Here is a 15,799-nt window from a genome sequence, read left to right as displayed (position 1 = left end):
GCCTCGCGCGAGGACGCTGCCAGCTCTACCGATGGGTTCCGCCGGCCCGCCTGGTCTACCAGGCCGGACCTGTCGCGCTACCGACCTGGGGAGACCTGCCGTGACCGTCCCCGCACATGCTGGCCGCATGCTGTTCGTGAGCATCCCCGTAGCGGACCTCCAGCGCAGCAAGGAATTCTTCGCGAAGCTCGGGTTCGGCTTCCACCCTGGATTCACCGACGAGACCGCGGCCTGCATGCTGATCGGCGAACAGGCCAGCGTCATGCTGGTCAGCCACCAGAAGTTCGCGGAGCTGGCGAAACTCCCGATGGCCGATCCCGCCACGCACACGCTCGCGCTCTACTGCTTCAGTGTCTCCTCCCGCGAGGAGGTCAACACGGTGGCCGAGGCCGCGCTGGCCGCGGGCGGCGTCGAGGCAGATGGCCTCGAGGACTACGGCTTCATGTGCTCGCGCAGCTTCTACGACCTCGACGGCCAAGGCTGGCAGGTCATGTGGATGGATCCGGCGGCGGCGCAGCAGTGCCCCGAGGAGTTCGCGACCTCGATGCAGGACGCCGACGCCCCGGCCTGACTGCGCGGGGTTGAACTGGGCCCGCCAAGCATGCAGGACGGTGACGGTGACGGCGACGGCGACGGCGACGGTCGAGCTCCTGACGTTCACCGTGCCCGGCTGACGGCCCTCCCCCAGCGGCGCGCTGGGGCCTTCTGGCGCCCGCGTTCGGCGTCGCGTTCCGTGACGCCACGCCCGACGCGTACCGCGAACGCGGTAGCCGGGAATGACCACGGTGGGTGGACGGCCTCGACCAGGCGACGAGGGACAGTGGCTGTCAGGTTTCCCGTGCCTGCCGGAGCCGGCCCGCTTCACCCAGTCACGTGGCTTTCGTGCGGTCGAACGTGACCTTCTCCATCCTCGGAGTGAAGCGGCTGGCGCGCTACTGCTGGTCAGGTACGTTGCTGCGCATGCCCGACCTCGCTCCCGCCTCGCCCGCCGACGCGTACGCGGCTCTGTTGGAGGGCAACGACCGCTTCGTGCATGGGGACCGGCTTCACCCGAACCAGGACGCCGATCGTCGCTCCGCCGTGGCACCGAGGCAGCATCCGTTCGCGGTGTTGTTCGGATGCTCCGACTCCCGCCTCGCCGCAGAGATCATCTTCGACCGCGGGCTGGGAGACCTGTTCGTGGTGCGTACCGCGGGCCACGTCGCGGGGCCGGAGGTGCTCGGCAGCATCGAGTACGGCGTCGGTGTGCTGCAGGCGCCGCTGGTCGTCGTCCTCGGCCACGACTCGTGTGGCGCCGTCACCGCGGCCTCGGAGGCCGACCGCGACGGCGTCGCGCCGGCCGGCTACATCGGGGACGTGGTGGAACGGGTCATGCCGAGCATCCTGGAGGCCCGCGCCGCCGGCGCGACCGACATCGACGAGTTCGTCCGCACGCACATCCAGCGGACGGTCGAGGGCCTGATGGGACGGTCGGTGCTGTTGGCGACCGAGGTCGCGGCGGGGCGGTGCGCCGTCGTCGGACTGTCCTACCGCCTCGCGGACGGGACGGTCGGTGTCGTGGCCAGCCACGGCCCGCTGCGCACCGAGGCAGGCCGCTGGCCTCGGTCATGATGACCAGGCGCCTGCCGTAACCCCCCGATCGGCACGCCGACGCCCGCCGGTGCCGCGGCGGTCAGGCAACCGCCTGTTCGCGGCAGTAGGAACGGTAGGTCGGCGACGAGCCGAGCAGTGCGGAATGGGTACCGATGTCGCAGACTCGTGACTCCCGTCCCGGGTAGGCGAACCAGACCCCTTCGAAGGCGACGCCACCCCGGGTGACGGCCAGGGCGGGTGCCTGGGGTCGGTCAGCCACCGCGGGGCGTTCCTGGAGTAGTTCGGCTGTGCGTTCACTGGCGGCCGTTCCGGCGAGGACGTCCGGCAGGCTGGTCATGACCTGCGTGAGCGCGGTCGATCCGCGCATCCAGAACCCCCAGATGGCGACCACGTCACCGATCTCCAGCGTTCCGGTCGCGGTCCGCCAGGCACCGACGAACAGGAGCAGCAACGGCGCGACGAGCGAGAGGTGAAAGCCGAGCGGATCGGCGTACCGGGGCCCCGAGTGATCAGGCAGCGTGCGGGAAGCCGCGGTGATACCCAGCAGCGCGGAGGACAGCAGGGTCAGACCGCCGCCTCGGCGGACGCCTGCAGGGCGTCGCGCAGCGCCGCGGTGGTGTCGCCGAAGTGATACGGATACTCGCTGGGCTCGATCCCGTCGAGGAAGCCCTGGTAGCTCACGGCGTGACCGAGGTGGCCCAGAGGGGCGGCGAGGGCCAGCGCCCGGGCCGGGTCGCTGCCCGGGCGGCTCTCCCGCCAGGCCGCCACCCAGGTGTCCGCCGCCAGCGTCCACAGGTCGTCCGGCAGGCACTCCCGGGGCCAGACACCGTCCTCGGTGGGATGCCCGCGGCCGGACTCGCTGAAGTCGAGGATCACGCCGCGAGTCCTGCCTGACCGCCAGTTGCCGCTGTGGAAGTCCCCGTGGACGAGCGTCTCCGGCAGTCCGCAGGCATCCAGTGCGGCGGCGAGGTCCGGGAGGCGTGCCACCAGCGCCTGGGCGGCAGCCCGTTCGGCGGGTTCAAGACGCGCGCCCGCCTCGCCAGCCACCAGTCCCGCGACCTCGACCGCAAGAGTGTCCAGCCGCCGGTCGTGGACCACTCCGGAAGGAATAAGCGCCGGCTCGTCGGCCAGGGCGGCCTGGGCCCGGGCGAGCCCTCCTACGGCGGCACGGACGTCGTCGGGCGACGGGTCCCAACAGTCGGTGCCAGGGACGTGGTCAAGCAGCAGCCGCCGGCCCGCCGGGTCGGCGGCGACGACCGCCGGCACCAGCGCCGGGGCGACCTGGCCCACCGCGGCGAGGGCCGCCGCCTCATCCGCGGCGAACGTCGGCAGGGTCTTCAGCCAGACCGGCCCCCGCGCGGTCGGGAACCGGAACAGCCCGGAGAGGTTCCAGGTCTTGATCTGTTCGGCGGGCCCGACCGGTGCCCGGTCCACCGCCCGCAGCACCCGCGCCGCCCAGTCGAGCGCGTCGAGCAGTCCCGCGCGCGTGGCCCAGGCGGCCCGCAGCGGATCCGGCCCGATCCGCGCCTCGAGGTCACCGGGCACGGGCCCGAGCCGGCCACGCCGGGGGCGCTCAAACGCCTCGACGTGGTAGATGACCTGGCCGCCGCGGGGCTCGCCCCGGATCTCGACCGCCCGGAGCACCGCGACGGGAACCCCGAGCTCCGCGCGCAGCCGCGCCACGACGGGCGGCACATCGTGCGCCCAGGAGCCCTGGACTGCGAACGGGCCGACGAGCCCCAGACTCTCCCCGTCGCAGCTGATCACCGCGCTGACTGTCCGGCTACCCGTCACGGCGCCAGTATCGGCATCGAAGATCGGGCCCGACAACGGATTTTCGGCAGGCCAGGCGGTCCGCGCAGGTACGCACGACCCGCCGGGCCTGGCCCACGCTGCCGCGTCGGAGTCAACGGTGGCCACATCCTCGGCGGTCGCGGGCTTCACGTCGGCACCGAGAACGCCGAAGCCGCCAGGCCGGCCCTTTCATGATCGTCGTTTCGGCCCTCTGGTGGCTACGCGAAACAGACCCGGCTACGACCATTCGAAGGTTCAGACGACGATCTGTGACTGTTGGGACCGGGCAAACCTTGCCTGCTGGCCCTCGGCCCGTCACCGACGGACGAGGCGGTCGCCAGAATCATCGACGCGCTGCGCGAGGTCCGGATCAGCGTCGTCATGTGCGACGACCGAAAGGCGCGATCTGCCGCATTGGAGTCAACGTATGCCTGAACGGACCGTCTCCTCGCCGTGTACGCGATGGGTGACCTGCTAGACGCTTGTAGATGAAGATCGATTAGGTGGGGGGTGCCCGCGCCGAGCGGAGCCGTCCGGTGGATGCTGTGAGCTGTGTGGCGGATGAGGATCGACCGAAGCGGCCTCGGTGCGGTGGCCGCGGCGGTGCTGGCCACGGTTCTGGCGGCCTGTGGCGGTGCCGGGTCGAACGGGTCGGCGGCCGGCCGGCCTTCCGGTGCGAGCGTGCCGGGCCAGCGGGCCGCCCCGGCGACCGCGGGTTTCGACGTGGTGACGGAGAACGCCAAGCCGGGGGCCGACTGTGGGCTGGCCCGGCTGGGCCGTAACCACGCGATCGAGGGCTGGCTCGACCGGGCGAGCATCGCCCCCGGTGAGCCGGTCCGGCTGTACGTGTCGACGACGGCACCCTCGTTCAGCGTCTCGGTCTTCCGCACCGGCTGGTACAGCGGCCGGGGCTGCCGGCTCGTCGACGAGGTGACCGGCCTGCCCGGCGTCCGCCAGCCCATGCCTGTCCCGACGACGACGGTGCACACCGTCGCGACGGACTGGACACCGGCCACCACGTTCCAGACGGCCACCTGGCCGCCCGGGGACTACCTGATGCGTCTCGATGACACGCACGGCTGGCAGTGGTACGTGCCGCTGACGGTGCGCGGCCCGACGGCGGCCGGCCGGATCGTGATCCTCAACGCGGTGACGACCTGGCAGGCCTACAACGCCTGGGGCGGCTACAGCCTCTACCACGGCCCGGACGGGCAGTTCGCCGACCGGGCCCGCGTCGTGTCGTTCGACCGGCCCTACGACTTCGGCGACGGCGCCGCCGACTTCACCGGCAACGAGGAGCCGCTGGTCGCGCTCGCCGAGCGGCTCGGCCTGCCACTGGACTACGCGACCGACGTCGACCTGGACGCCGACCCGCAGCTGCTCGACGGAGCCCGCGCGGTGATCTCCCTGGGCCACGACGAGTACTACTCACGGGCGATGCGCGACGCGCTCACCCGGGCCAGGGACCACGGCACGGACCTTGCGTTCCTCGGCGCGAACGCGGTCTACCGGCGCATCCGGCTCTCGCCGTCGCCCTACGGTCCGGAGCGGACGCAGGCCGGCTACAAGGTCGCCACCGAGGACCCGCTCTACAACAAGGACAACGCCCAGATCACCGCGAACTGGCCGGTCCCGCCGCTGGCCAGCCCGGAAAGCGCCCTGACCGGAGGGATGTACCAGTGCAACCCCGTACACGCCGACCTGGTCGTGCGGGACCCGCAGCAGTGGCTGCTCGCCGGCACAGCCGCGACGGCCGGCGAACACATCCCAGGGATGATCGGCTCGGAGTATGACCGATACGACGCGACCGTCCCGACGCCGCACGACATCGAGGTGCTGACCCACTCGCCGGTCACCTGCCGAGGCGCCCAGGACTTCTCCGACGTCACCTACTACACAGCCGCATCCGGTGCGGGGGTATTCGACGCCGGCACCAGCGCATGGGTGTGCACGCTGGGCGACGTCTGCGGAGCCGGCGCGAGCGGGCCGCGGGTCCAGGCGTTCACCAGCCAGGTGACGACCAACCTGCTGCGGGCGTTTGCCGCCGGGCCGGCCGGCCAGGCACACCCGGCCGCGCGGTCCGTACCGACCGACTACGCGCACAAGGTCACCGGACTCGAACGCTGAACGGCGATCCTTCCGGCCGCGCGAACGCCCCTCCCGGTCATGGCCGGTCCGAGCCGCGCCCGTGCCGCCGGGCGGGTCAGCTCAGGTCCGCGGGCGGCGCGACGAGCGGGCCGGGCAGGTACTGGGCGATCCAGTCGATGGCCGGTCCGAAGGCCGCGGAGAACACGCCCCAGTTGTGCCCGCCCGACGCGACCAGCTCGGTCGACGTCGGGAGGGACGGGGCGAAGTGCCGCAGGGTCGCGGCCATCGCGAGCGCCTCGCGCATGGCGTCGGGGTCACCGCCGGACGCCGAGAGGAAGAGCGCGGGAGCGACCGGGGTGCGGTAATGGACCCACCAGATCGGCGAGTCCTCCCGGCTGGCGAACCGCGCCCCCTGGTAGAGGCTTGGCGTTCCCGGGTCCTGGCCGGCGGTGAAGTAGCCCGAGAGGCTGGCCGCCGCCGCGTAGCGCTCGGGGTGGTGCAGCGCGATGTTCACGGCGCAGAAGCCGCCGGTGGAGACACCCAGCGTGGCCCAGGAACGGGACGCGTCGACCCGGAAGGTTCTGATGACGTCGTCGAGAACGTCGACGGACAGGTAGGTCTCCCACTGCTCCCCGTGGACGGCGTTGACGCATTCGGAACTCTGGCCGCCCGCGTAGACCTGCGGGATCACCAGGACCACGGGCGGGACCCGGCCGGCGTCGATCTCGGCTTCCAACCGGGCCTGGATGTTCATGATCCGGGGGAAGGTCTCGGGCGAGCCGGGGTAGCCGTGGAAAACCTCCACCGCGGCGAACCGGCGTTGCAGGTTGCCCGTGAAATAGGCGGCAGGGAGATAGAGCAGCCCGTGGTGGGTCAACCCGCTGCGCGTCCCGGGGTAGAGGACGTCGAGCATGAGCCCATGGCCGTGGCGCCCGTCCCGGCGGCCGAGCGCGGCCCAGTCCGGGGTCAGCACGGCGACCTGGGGGCCGGCCCCCGGATGCGCCGGCACGGCGAGGCTGCGCGCGCTGGCCGGGCGGCCGAGCAAATCCGAGACCGACGAGTAGAAGCCGTACGAACGGTTGACCTCCGCGAGCCCGATGACCGCGCCGAGCATCATGACCAGCAGCAGGCTGGCCGCCCGTCCGGGCAGCGCCCACCGACCGGGCCACCGCGGCCACCCCAGATAGGTGCCCACCGCGCACAGCAGGCCGATGCTGCCGAGCAGCAGCAGGAACGGCCACCCTGTGAGCGTCATCAGACCTCCCTGTCGACGTCGACGACCGTCATTGTCGTCGTCAACGCGAGAGGGCGACCCGCGCGACCAGTCGGCCGCTGGGGCCGCGTGCCCTCACACCACCGGCCGTGACCCGTCTCGCCGTCAGCGGCAGCGATGCCAGACTCTGGTTCCCCGGGTCTCGCCGCGGCCCGGCTCGACTCTCCACCGAACAGGTCGACGCCGCCACCGCCGTCGCCCCGGAGGGGTGAGTCACCCTCAGCAGGGTCCGGCCTGCGCCGATCGGGCGCCCTGTTCCTTGAGCCAGCCGATCAGGTTGGGTCGGCGGGTGCCCAGGTCGTGCGCGGCGCCCAGCGGGGTGTCCTGGGCGTATGCGGGGACCCAGTTCAGCTCCGCTCCCGCGGCGAGAAGCCGTTCGGCGGCCCGTCGCTGGCCTGCGCAGCAGGCGTGCCAGAACGCCTGGGAGAGCTGCTCGGCGGTCGGCTCGGTGGTGTCGAGAAGCTCGTCAAGACGGTCGAGCAGGCCCAGCGCGGCGGCGTTCCAGAGCTTGTCGGCCCGGGCGCCACGGGCGGCCAACGGAAGTCCGACGCCGAGGGAACCCGACGCCGAGGGAGCTGGACGAGTCGGTCTGACGGGTGGGACAGCTTCCTCGTCAGGCCGTCCGGCTGGCTCAGACGAGGTCGAGGCACCGGCGGACCCGCCCCAGCAGCGCGAGATCCGGCAGCCCGGCCGGCCGGTCGGGCTCGGGCGCCGTTCTCGGCCTGGGCAGGCGGATCGGCAGGCCGGCCGGCGCCACGGCCGCCACGAGCGCGATCTCGAACCAGACGACCTTGCCGTGCCCAGGGCCACCGTTGGTGGTGGCCGGATGGTGGCCCCACCGTTCGGCGAGGCCCTCGACGAGCATCAGCCCACGGCCACCCTCGTCGTCGAGGCCAGGGGTGCGCGGCCGCGGCGGGCGCGGGTCGGCGTCTGCGACCTCGATGAGCAGCCGGCCGTGCTCGGCGGTCAGGCCGACCTCCACACAGCCCACCAGCCGGCCGTCGTAGCCTCCGGCGGCCGCGCACGCCTCGATCGCGTTGCCGACCAGCTCCGAGGTCAGCAGCTCGGCCACGTCGGCGGCCTGCGCCAGCCGCCACTCCCCCAGCACGCCGCGCACAAAATGGCGGGCCAGCGGGCTCGCCGCCGGGTCGGCCGGGAACCGGAAGACGGCGACGCAGGGGGTCGGCGAGCCGGTCTGACCCGTCGTCACGGCGCACCGCCCTCCCCTGGCCTGGCGAGACTTACGGCGCGCACCCCGGCACCGCAGCAGCATTGATGTTGTGCCAGGGTGGCGCAGGCCACATCATCCTTCTGCCCGGCAGGAAGATGCAAGCTATGCACCTTCATGTCGGGCGGGCACCAGGGAGGAGACCACACGATGCCACCGCGCCGTCCTGCTCCCACGGTTCGGCTGCGCCGCCTCGCGGCCGAGCTGCGCCGCCTGCGCACCGACGCGGGCCTGACCCGCGAGGAGGTCGCCTCCCGCACCAACATCGACCCGGCCACGCTCTACCGGATCGAGACCGCTCGCGCGCGGCGGCCGCAGAAGCGCACCCTGCTGGCCATCCTGGCCTTCTACGGCGTCGACGAGCAGACCCAGGAGGAGCTGCTGGCCCTGTCCCGGGACGGCGACCGCCAGGGCATGCTGCTGCCATACCACGACGAGCTGCCCGAGGAGTACGCCACCTACATCGGCTTCGAGGGCGAGGCCCGGACGGTCGCGACCTACGAGTCGCTGTTCGTCCCCGGTCTTCTGCAGACCGAGGACTACGCCCGCGCGGTCGTGTCCGGCGTGCTGACCACCGCGAGCGCGGACGAGGTCGAGCAGCGGGTGCGGGCCCGGATCGACCGCCAGGCATTGCTGAGCACCGCGGACCCACCGCGCTTCTGGGCGGTGGTCGACGAGGCCGCGTTGCGCCGGGCTGTCGGCGGCCCGAAGGTGATGAGCGCCCAGCTGGCCCGACTGGCCGAGGCGGCGGCGAGACCGAACATCACGGTGCAGGTCATCGCGTTCACCGCGGGAGCGCACCCTGGCATGCCCGGGTCGTTCATCCTGCTCGACTTTCCCGACCCGGCGGATCCCGCCGTGGTCTACATCGACTCGATGGCGGGCGACCTCTTCCTTGAGGCCGATGCAGAGATCCGTCGATATCGCGCAATCTTCGACAGTCTACGCGCCATCGCGCTCGCCCCGGCCGACAGTCGACAACTGCTGACTGACCTGGCCGATAGGCTGTAGACGGAACAGGTTGGGGGGCACCGGAAGGAAGGACGAAATGACTCATCCGCATCTGGTGTGGCGCAAGAGTAGCCACAGCAGCGGTAATGGCGCCTGTGTCGAGGTAGCCGCCCTCCCGGACGGCGGTCGCGCGGTCCGCGATTCCAAGGATCCCGCCGGCCCAGTCCTGCAATTCACGCCGGCCGAGTGGACGGCGTTTGTGGCTGGTGCACGCGAGGGTGAGTTCGACCGATAGTGGTCCCGGCCGGGCGCCCGTCGACCTTCGTCGGGCCGCCCGGCCGACCTTTCTCACGGTCGTCCTGGACCTGACTCCGTCGCCGCTAGCTGGCGGCCTTGTCGAGGGCCAGGTTCAGGTCGAGGACGTTCACCGTGGGTTCGCCCATGAAGCCCAGTGCGCGGCCGTTGATGTGTTCCTTTACCAGGTGGTGGAGGGTGGTTGGGTCGAGGCCGCGGGCCTTGGCGACTCTGTTTACCTGCAGGTAGGCGTAGGTGGGTGAGATGTCGGGGTCGAGGCCGCTGGCGGAGGCGGTGACGGCGTCGGGTGGGACGGGGTTGTCGGTGCCTTTGCCGGGGCCTTTGATCGGGACGAGGATGCCGGCGGTGTAGTCCGCGCCGAACGTCGCGCACTCGACCTTGACGCCTTGGTAGGTCGCGACGAAGGGCGTCGTCGGGCATTGCTCGTTGATGCTGACGACCCGGGTGATGGTCCCGGTGGTGCCGGCGGTCCGGAACACCGAGAGGACGGCGCCGACGCCGCCCGCGGTGCAGTAGGGGCGGCGTCCGTTGACGCCTTCGAGGTCGCCGACGGCTTTGCTGCGGGCGCAGACCTGGGTCAGCAGGCTCTGCTTGGACTCGTCGGTGTCCTTGGTGGCGGGGTCGTCGAGGGTGTCGACCATGCTCTCGGGGCCGAGGTTGGACGCGGATGTCGAGGTGGGGTCGTAGCCGGCGCCGGCCGCCGACGGGCGGGGCTGGAAGTACTTGGCGATCGGGTTGCCGTCGGAGTCGGTGAACAGCTGTCCGAGCTTGGACGAGCCGACCACCTGGCCGGCGGTGTTGGTGACGAGCGAGCCGTTGGCCTTGTCGCGCAGGCCGGGGAGCTGCGCGATCCCGGTGATGGCCAGCGGGTAGGCGATGCCGGTCAGGACGGTCAGGACGGTCAGGACGCGCAGTGCGGCGAGGTGCTGTCGGACGAACGAGGGCAGTCGGCTTGCGGCCATGTCACCGCGCTCCTGGGATGAACTGGATGACGAGGTCGATGAGTTTGATCCCGATGAAGGGGATGACCAGGCCGCCGAGGCCGTAGCGGTAGAGGTTGCGGCTGAGCATCTTCGACGCGCTGGATGGGGTGTAGCGCACGCCGCGCAGCGCCAGCGGGATCAGCGCGATGATGATCAGGGCGTTGAAGATGACGGCGGACAGGATCGCCGACTGCGGGCTGTGCAGCCGCATGATGTTGAGCGTGTCCAGGCCCGGGTAGATCGCGGCGAACATCGCCGGGATGATCGCGAAGTACTTCGCGACGTCGTTCGCGATCGAGAACGTCGTCAGTGCCCCGCGGGTGATGAGCAGCTGCTTGCCGATCTCGACGATCTCGATGAGCTTCGTCGGGTTCGAGTCGAGGTCGACCATGTTCCCGGCCTCCTTCGCGGCCGACGTGCCGGTGTTCATCGCGACCCCGACGTCGGCCTGGGCGAGCGCGGGGGCGTCGTTGGTGCCGTCGCCGGTCATCGCGACGAGCTTCCCGCCGGCCTGCTCCCGTTTGATCAGGGCCATCTTGTCCTCGGGCGTGGCCTCGGCGAGGAAGTCATCCACGCCGGCCTCGTCCGCGATGGCCTTCGCGGTCAACGGGTTGTCCCCGGTGATCATCACGGTGCGGATGCCCATCCGGCGCATCTCCTCGAACCGCTCCCGCATGCCCTGCTTGACGACGTCCTTGAGCTGGACGACGCCCAGCACGCGGGCGGTCCCGCTGGTGGCTTCGGCGACGAGCAGCGGGGTGCCACCCGCGGCGGAGATGCCGTCGACGATCTCCCCGGTCTGCGCCGGCACGATGCCGCCCTGCTCGCGGACCCAGGTGATCACGGCGGCGGCGGCGCCCTTGCGGACCTGACGGGCCGGGCCGGTGCCGTCGGCGGCGGCGTCGAGGTCGACGCCGGACATCCGGGTCTGCGCGGTGAACGGGACGAACGTCGCGTGCAGCAGCTCGCCCGGGCTGCGTTCGCGCAGGCCGTAGGCCGTCTTCGCGTGCACCACGATCGAGCGCCCCTCCGGCGTCTCGTCAGCGAGCGAGGACAGCTGCGCGGCACCGGCGAGGTCAGCCTCGGACGTGTCGCCGACCGGGAGGAACTCGCGTGCCTCCCGGTTCCCGATCGTGATCGTGCCGGTCTTGTCCAGCAGCAGCGTGTTCACGTCACCCGCGGCCTCGACCGCCCGCCCGGACATGGCCAGCACGTTGCGCTGCACCAGCCGGTCCATCCCCGCGATCCCGATCGCCGAGAGCAACGCTCCGATCGTCGTCGGGATCAGACACACGACCAGGGAGACCAGCACGATCCCCGTCACGCCGGCGCCGCCCAGCGCGCTGGTGTCGGGGACGCCCGGCAGCTGCGCCTTCGAGAAGATCGCCAACGGCTGCAACGTCGCGACGGCCAGCAGAAAGACCACCGTGAGGGCAGCCAGGAGAATGTTCAGCGCGATCTCGTTCGGCGTCTTCTGCCGGTTCGCACCCTCGACCAGAGCGATCATCCGGTCGATGAAGCTCTCCCCCGGCTTCTGCGTGATCCGCACGACGATCCGGTCCGACAGCACCCGCGTCCCCCCGGTCACCGCGCTACGGTCACCACCCGACTCCCGGATCACCGGAGCCGACTCGCCCGTGATCGCCGACTCGTCGACACTCGCGATCCCCTCGATGACGTCACCGTCACCGGGGATGAACTGACCGGCCTCGACCACGACGACGTCACCCAGGCGCAGCCGCGGCGCCGGGACCTCCTCGACCCGGCCGTCCTCAAGGCGCCGCAGGGCGAGGGTGTCGGTCTTCGTGCGGCGCAGCGCGTCCGCCTGCGCCTTCCCGCGGCCCTCGGCGACAGCCTCGGCCAGGTTCGCGAACAGCACCGTCAGCCACAGCCAGACCACGATCAGCCAGCTGAACGCCGAACTGTGCAGGGCGGCGAGGACGGTCGTGTAGACCGCGCCGACCTCGACGATGAACATCACCGGGTTACGCCACAGCGTCCGCGGGTCCAGCTTGCGCAACGCCCCGGGCAGCGCCTTCCACAGCATCACCGGGTCGAGCAGGCCCCCCTGAACCCGCCGGGGCGCCGACGGCGGGTTCGGCGCGGTGGGCGTACCCACCACCGTGGTCGTGGACATCAATGCAGTCCCTCCGCGAGGGGCCCGAGCGCAAGCGCCGGGAAATAGGTGAGAGCAACGACAATCAACGTGACAGCGACCAGCATCCCCACGAACTGCGGCCGGGCCGTCGGCAGCGTCCCCGCGTTCTCGGGCACCGGCTGCTGCGCGGCGAACGAACCCGCGAGCGCCAGGACAAGAATCATCGGCAGGAACCGGCCGAACGCCATCGCGAGGCCGAGCGCCGTGTTGTACCAGTCGGTATTCACCGTGATGCCCGCGAACGCCGACCCGTTGTTGTTACCAGCCGACGTGAACGCATAGAGCACCTCCGACAGGCCATGCGCACCGGAGTTCAGCATCCCGGCCCGTTCACCGGGCAAAGCCATCGCCACACCCGTCCCGACCAGCACGATGAACGGGGTCGTGAGCAGATACAACGACGCGATCTTGATCTCCCGGCTACCTATCTTCTTACCGAGGTACTCCGGCGTCCGCCCGATCATCAGCCCAGCGACGAACACCGTGATCACCGCGAGTACCAGCATGCCGTAGAGACCCGAACCAGTACCACCCGGCGCGACCTCCCCGAGCATCATGTTGAACAGCAGCGTCGCGCCGCCCAGGCTCGTATAGGAATCATGGAACGAGTCGACCGCACCCGTCGACGTCAACGTCGTCCCAGTCGCGAAGACCGCCGAGTCCGGCACACCGAACCGGGTCTCCGTACCCTCCGCTGCCGACCCGGCCGCCGTCGGGACCGTGCCATGGTGGATCGCCTGGAAACCCTCGTTGATCCCGAGGCTGCCCAACGCGAGGACCGCCATCACGGCCACGATCGCGAGGCCCTGCCGGGTGTTGCCGACCATCTTGCCGAACGCGCGCGGCAACGAGAAGCCGATCGCCAGCAGCAGGTAGATCTCGATCCAGTTCGTCCACGAGCTAGGATTCTCGAACGGATGCGCCGAGTTGACGTTGTAGAACCCACCGCCGTTGGTCCCGAACTCCTTGATGGCTTCCTGGCTGGCCACCGGCCCGCCGGTGATCGCCTGTGAGCCGCCCGCCAACGTCCCAACAGTCCGGGTGCCGTGCAGGTTCTGGACCGCACCACCCGCGACCAGCACGACCGCCATGACCGCACAGACAGGCAGGAGGATCCGCACCACCGTACGGACCAGGTCCACCCAGAAGTTGCCCAACTGGTCGGTCTTCTTCCGAGAAAAACCACGGACCAGCGCGATCGCCACCGCAATGCCCACCGCAGCCGACGCGAAGTTCTGCACCGCCAGGCCAGCCATCTGAACCGTGTGGCCCATCATCGACTCGCCCGAGTACGCCTGCCAGTTCGTGTTCGTGACGAAACTGACCGCCGTGTTCCACGCCAGCGCCGGCGGGACCCCCCTGAAACCCAACGCCAGCCACAGATGGCCCTGCACCCGCTGGAACAGGTACAGGAACAACACCGACACGACCGAGAACGCCAGCACACTGCGGGCATACGCCCCCCAGCGCTGCTCGGAGTCCGGATCCACCCCAACCACCCGGTAGATCCCACGCTCGACACGCAGGTGCCTGCCGCTGCTATACACCCACGCCATATAGTCGCCGAACGGCCGGTAGGTAAGCACAAGCGCCACCACCAGAACCGCAACGAAAAGAACACCCGCAGCGCCGGTACCCATCTAGAAACGCTCCGGGAACAACAGGGCGATAAACAGGAAAACAGCCAGACCGACAGCGAGAACAAGGCCGACAACGTTCTCCGCGCTCACAGCCTCTCCACCGCCCTGACAACCAGACCGAGTACCGCGAACACCGCGACGGTGAGCAGCACAAAAACCAGGTCACGCACCTCTGACGCCTGCCTTCCTACCGGCCATTACGTTGACCGTCGCGCCCTGCGCGCGGCAACGGCCAGTATCGGCGTGATTGTCCGGCGCTGGCCGCGATGTTGACGCCCTGTTGACGCCGAGCCCGCGAAATTAGACGCGCCGCTCACGGAACACCCGCACCAGCACATTTCCCGGCTGGACAGGAAGTCTCTTTGGCCACAGCTGCAGCCTCCCGGGCGCCCGCGCCGCCCACCACCCGAACCCCCGGCCAGGGCGACCCGGCCAGGGCGTAAGCCAACAGATCGGAAGATCCGCCGTCACGATCGCCAACTTCGGCCGCGGTCGCCCGGCCCTGAAGCCCCACCCGCCACCCGGCCATCGGGCACGATGGCGTCATGTCTGCCTACTGGATCAGCCTCTACAAGGAGATCGTCGACGAGGACAAGCTCGCGGCGTACGCCGCGCTGGCCGGCCCGGCCCTGCGTGCCGCCGGCGGAACCTTCCTCGCCCGTGCCCTTCCCGAGCTGACCTACGAAGCCGGGGAGAAGACCCGCACCGTGCTCATCAGCTTCGATTCGGTCGAGGCCGCCCAGGCCGCGCATGACAGCGCCGCCTACCAGGCGGCCCTCGCCGCTCTCGACGGCGGCGCGGTCCGCGACCTGCGCATCGTGCCCGGCCTGTAACCCGTCGTCGTATCCGGCGACGTCCAGCCGGGCCGGCGTCCGACATACCCGGCCTTGCGCGAAGCTTTGGTAAGTAATAACTTACGGTTCGTGGCGACTTACCAATCAGCGTTCGCGGCGCTCGCGGACCCGACCAGGCGCGCGGTGTTCGAGCGGCTCGCGGACCGCCCGAGCTCGGTCGGGGACCTGGCCCGGGAGCTGCCGGTGAGCCGTCCCGCGGTCTCCCAGCACCTCAAGGTACTCAAGGACGCCGGCCTGGTCATCGACCAGGCGGCCGGGACCCGGCGCATCTACCGCACCAGCCCCGACGGGGTGGCGATGCTGCGGGACTACCTCGACCGGTTCTGGCGTCGGTCGCTCGACACGTTCAAGTCCGTAGCCGAGGAGTCGTTCCATGAACGTTGACACCACCGCCACGTCGGTCAGCCACACCGTCGACGTCGCCGCGCCGGTCGAGCATGTCTTCGACGTGTTCACCGCGCGGATGGACAGCTGGTGGGACCCGACCCACCACCTGCTGGCCGGCACCGTCGACATGATGGTCGAGCCGTTCGTCGGCGGCACCATCACCGACGTGGCGGCCGACGGTTCCCGCTGCACCTGGGGCCGGGTCCTCGCGTTCCAGCCGCCCGGGCGCGGTGACGGCGAGCCGGGCGCGGGGCACTTCGCGTTCAGCTGGGACATCAGCCTGCGCTGGGAGATCGAGACCGACCACGCCCGGTGCAGCGAGGTGCACGTCAGCTTCGCGCCGACCTCGCGGGCGTCGACCCGCGTCGTCCTGGAGCATCGCCATCTGGACCGCCACGGCGACGGCTGGGAGTCGATGCGCGCCGCGGTGGGCGGGCCGAACGGCTGGGACCTCGGCCTGACCCGGCTCGCCGAGGTCTGCGCGGCGGGCTGAGCCGACCCTGGCCGGGCCGACCGATCGAGGCGGGCCGAGCCG

General features: G+C 70.7%; 17 protein-coding genes. 8 read left to right on the top strand and 9 right to left on the bottom strand.

The genetic code is table 11. The annotated features are described in order from the left end of the window. Positions 1–127 precede the first annotated feature (127 nt). On the top strand, positions 128–571 hold the full coding sequence (locus FRADC12_RS25755; RefSeq protein ID WP_045878553.1) for a VOC family protein: 444 nt from the start codon (positions 128–130) through the stop codon (positions 569–571). Between the two features lie 311 nt (positions 572–882). Continuing rightward, positions 883–1,611 carry a carbonic anhydrase gene (locus tag FRADC12_RS25750; RefSeq protein ID WP_283215134.1) on the top strand — a complete coding sequence of 243 codons (729 nt, stop codon included), beginning with the start codon at positions 883–885 and terminating at the stop codon, positions 1,609–1,611. A gap of 61 nt (positions 1,612–1,672) precedes the next feature. Here the strand turns inward: FRADC12_RS25750 and FRADC12_RS25745 are convergent, their stop codons facing one another. Beyond that, the gene (locus tag FRADC12_RS25745) at positions 1,673–2,044 is read right to left on the bottom strand and encodes an ABC transporter ATP-binding protein/permease (RefSeq protein ID WP_045878552.1); all 372 of its coding nucleotides are present in this window, start codon (positions 2,042–2,044) and stop codon (positions 1,673–1,675) included. Between the two features lie 113 nt (positions 2,045–2,157). Beyond that, entirely contained in the window at positions 2,158–3,387 is a 1,230-nt protein-coding gene (locus FRADC12_RS25740) for an aminoglycoside phosphotransferase family protein (protein ID WP_232304050.1), read from the bottom strand. Between the two features lie 561 nt (positions 3,388–3,948). Between FRADC12_RS25740 and FRADC12_RS25735 the strand changes: the two genes are divergently transcribed. Then, positions 3,949–5,514, top strand: a complete 1,566-nt coding sequence (locus tag FRADC12_RS25735) for a N,N-dimethylformamidase beta subunit family domain-containing protein (protein ID WP_232304049.1) — start codon at positions 3,949–3,951, stop codon at positions 5,512–5,514. A 76-nt stretch (positions 5,515–5,590) separates the two neighbouring features. Here the strand turns inward: FRADC12_RS25735 and FRADC12_RS28800 are convergent, their stop codons facing one another. From FRADC12_RS28800 to FRADC12_RS25720, 3 genes are all read right to left on the bottom strand, one after another. Next, positions 5,591–6,730, bottom strand: a complete 1,140-nt coding sequence (locus FRADC12_RS28800) for an alpha/beta hydrolase (RefSeq protein ID WP_052711176.1) — start codon at positions 6,728–6,730, stop codon at positions 5,591–5,593. Between the two features lie 237 nt (positions 6,731–6,967). Next, positions 6,968–7,285, bottom strand: coding sequence for a hypothetical protein (locus FRADC12_RS25725; RefSeq protein WP_052711175.1), 318 nt, complete (start codon positions 7,283–7,285; stop codon positions 6,968–6,970). Between the two features lie 94 nt (positions 7,286–7,379). Further along, positions 7,380–7,958 (bottom strand): ATP-binding protein, encoded by a 579-nt coding sequence (locus FRADC12_RS25720; protein WP_052711174.1) that lies wholly within the window; start codon positions 7,956–7,958, stop codon positions 7,380–7,382. A 168-nt stretch (positions 7,959–8,126) separates the two neighbouring features. On the opposite strand from FRADC12_RS25720, the gene FRADC12_RS25715 reads away from it, so the two are divergent. Together FRADC12_RS25715 and FRADC12_RS30540 are read left to right on the top strand one after the other, a co-directional pair. Next, a complete protein-coding gene (locus FRADC12_RS25715; RefSeq protein WP_045878551.1) occupies positions 8,127–8,987 on the top strand; it encodes a helix-turn-helix domain-containing protein in 861 nt (286 codons plus the stop codon). A 37-nt stretch (positions 8,988–9,024) separates the two neighbouring features. Next, a complete protein-coding gene (locus tag FRADC12_RS30540) occupies positions 9,025–9,222 on the top strand; it encodes a DUF397 domain-containing protein (protein WP_084011184.1) in 198 nt (65 codons plus the stop codon). An 85-nt stretch (positions 9,223–9,307) separates the two neighbouring features. Here FRADC12_RS30540 and FRADC12_RS25710 read toward each other — a convergent pair whose 3' ends face one another. The 4 genes from FRADC12_RS25710 to kdpF are packed head-to-tail and all read right to left on the bottom strand — an operon-like array spanning position 9,308 to position 14,113. Then, a complete protein-coding gene (locus tag FRADC12_RS25710; RefSeq protein ID WP_045877279.1) occupies positions 9,308–10,204 on the bottom strand; it encodes a potassium-transporting ATPase subunit C in 897 nt (298 codons plus the stop codon). Between the two features lies 1 nt (position 10,205). Further along, positions 10,206–12,362, bottom strand: a complete 2,157-nt coding sequence (kdpB, locus tag FRADC12_RS25705) for a potassium-transporting ATPase subunit KdpB (protein WP_045877278.1) — start codon at positions 12,360–12,362, stop codon at positions 10,206–10,208. Beyond that, the gene (gene kdpA, locus FRADC12_RS25700; protein WP_045877277.1) at positions 12,362–14,023 is read right to left on the bottom strand and encodes a potassium-transporting ATPase subunit KdpA; all 1,662 of its coding nucleotides are present in this window, start codon (positions 14,021–14,023) and stop codon (positions 12,362–12,364) included. Before kdpA ends, kdpB begins: the two co-directional genes overlap by 1 nt. Beyond that, on the bottom strand, positions 14,024–14,113 hold the full coding sequence (kdpF, locus tag FRADC12_RS30535) for a K(+)-transporting ATPase subunit F (RefSeq protein WP_084010854.1): 90 nt from the start codon (positions 14,111–14,113) through the stop codon (positions 14,024–14,026). Positions 14,114–14,568: 455 nt separating this feature from the next. Here kdpF and FRADC12_RS25695 point away from each other — a divergent pair, with 455 nt between their 5' ends. The 3 genes from FRADC12_RS25695 to FRADC12_RS25685 all read left to right on the top strand — a co-directional run bounded on the left by FRADC12_RS25695 (position 14,569) and on the right by FRADC12_RS25685 (position 15,757). Further along, positions 14,569–14,856 carry a DUF1330 domain-containing protein gene (locus FRADC12_RS25695; RefSeq protein WP_045878550.1) on the top strand — a complete coding sequence of 96 codons (288 nt, stop codon included), beginning with the start codon at positions 14,569–14,571 and terminating at the stop codon, positions 14,854–14,856. 90 nt (positions 14,857–14,946) lie between these two features. Beyond that, positions 14,947–15,261, top strand: a complete 315-nt coding sequence (locus FRADC12_RS25690) for an ArsR/SmtB family transcription factor (protein WP_198153042.1) — start codon at positions 14,947–14,949, stop codon at positions 15,259–15,261. Continuing rightward, positions 15,251–15,757 (top strand): SRPBCC family protein, encoded by a 507-nt coding sequence (locus FRADC12_RS25685; protein ID WP_045878548.1) that lies wholly within the window; start codon positions 15,251–15,253, stop codon positions 15,755–15,757. Before FRADC12_RS25690 ends, FRADC12_RS25685 begins: the two co-directional genes overlap by 11 nt. The last annotated feature ends 42 nt before the right edge of the window (positions 15,758–15,799 follow it).

The sequence above is a fragment of the Pseudofrankia sp. DC12 genome (assembly GCF_000966285.1).
Lineage (GTDB): Bacteria > Actinomycetota > Actinomycetes > Frankiales > Frankiaceae > Pseudofrankia.
Note: the sequence above shows the minus strand (reverse complement) of the source record. Positions and strands in the feature narration are given on the sequence as shown.

Excerpts from the sequence above, each read along its gene's own strand:
- FRADC12_RS25715 (WP_045878551.1), top strand. The coding sequence starts at position 8,127 with ATGCCACCGCGCCGTCCTGCTCCCACGGTTCGGCTGCGCCGCCTCGCG.
- FRADC12_RS25710 (WP_045877279.1), bottom strand. The coding sequence starts at position 10,204 with ATGGCCGCAAGCCGACTGCCCTCGTTCGTCCGACAGCACCTCGCCGCA.
- FRADC12_RS28800 (WP_052711176.1), bottom strand. The coding sequence starts at position 6,730 with ATGACGCTCACAGGGTGGCCGTTCCTGCTGCTGCTCGGCAGCATCGGC.
- FRADC12_RS25755 (WP_045878553.1), top strand. The coding sequence starts at position 128 with ATGCTGTTCGTGAGCATCCCCGTAGCGGACCTCCAGCGCAGCAAGGAA.
- FRADC12_RS25695 (WP_045878550.1), top strand. The coding sequence starts at position 14,569 with ATGTCTGCCTACTGGATCAGCCTCTACAAGGAGATCGTCGACGAGGAC.
- kdpA (WP_045877277.1), bottom strand. The coding sequence starts at position 14,023 with ATGGGTACCGGCGCTGCGGGTGTTCTTTTCGTTGCGGTTCTGGTGGTG.
- FRADC12_RS25735 (WP_232304049.1), top strand. The coding sequence starts at position 3,949 with ATGAGGATCGACCGAAGCGGCCTCGGTGCGGTGGCCGCGGCGGTGCTG.
- FRADC12_RS25685 (WP_045878548.1), top strand. The coding sequence starts at position 15,251 with ATGAACGTTGACACCACCGCCACGTCGGTCAGCCACACCGTCGACGTC.
- FRADC12_RS30540 (WP_084011184.1), top strand. The coding sequence starts at position 9,025 with ATGACTCATCCGCATCTGGTGTGGCGCAAGAGTAGCCACAGCAGCGGT.
- kdpB (WP_045877278.1), bottom strand. The coding sequence starts at position 12,362 with ATGTCCACGACCACGGTGGTGGGTACGCCCACCGCGCCGAACCCGCCG.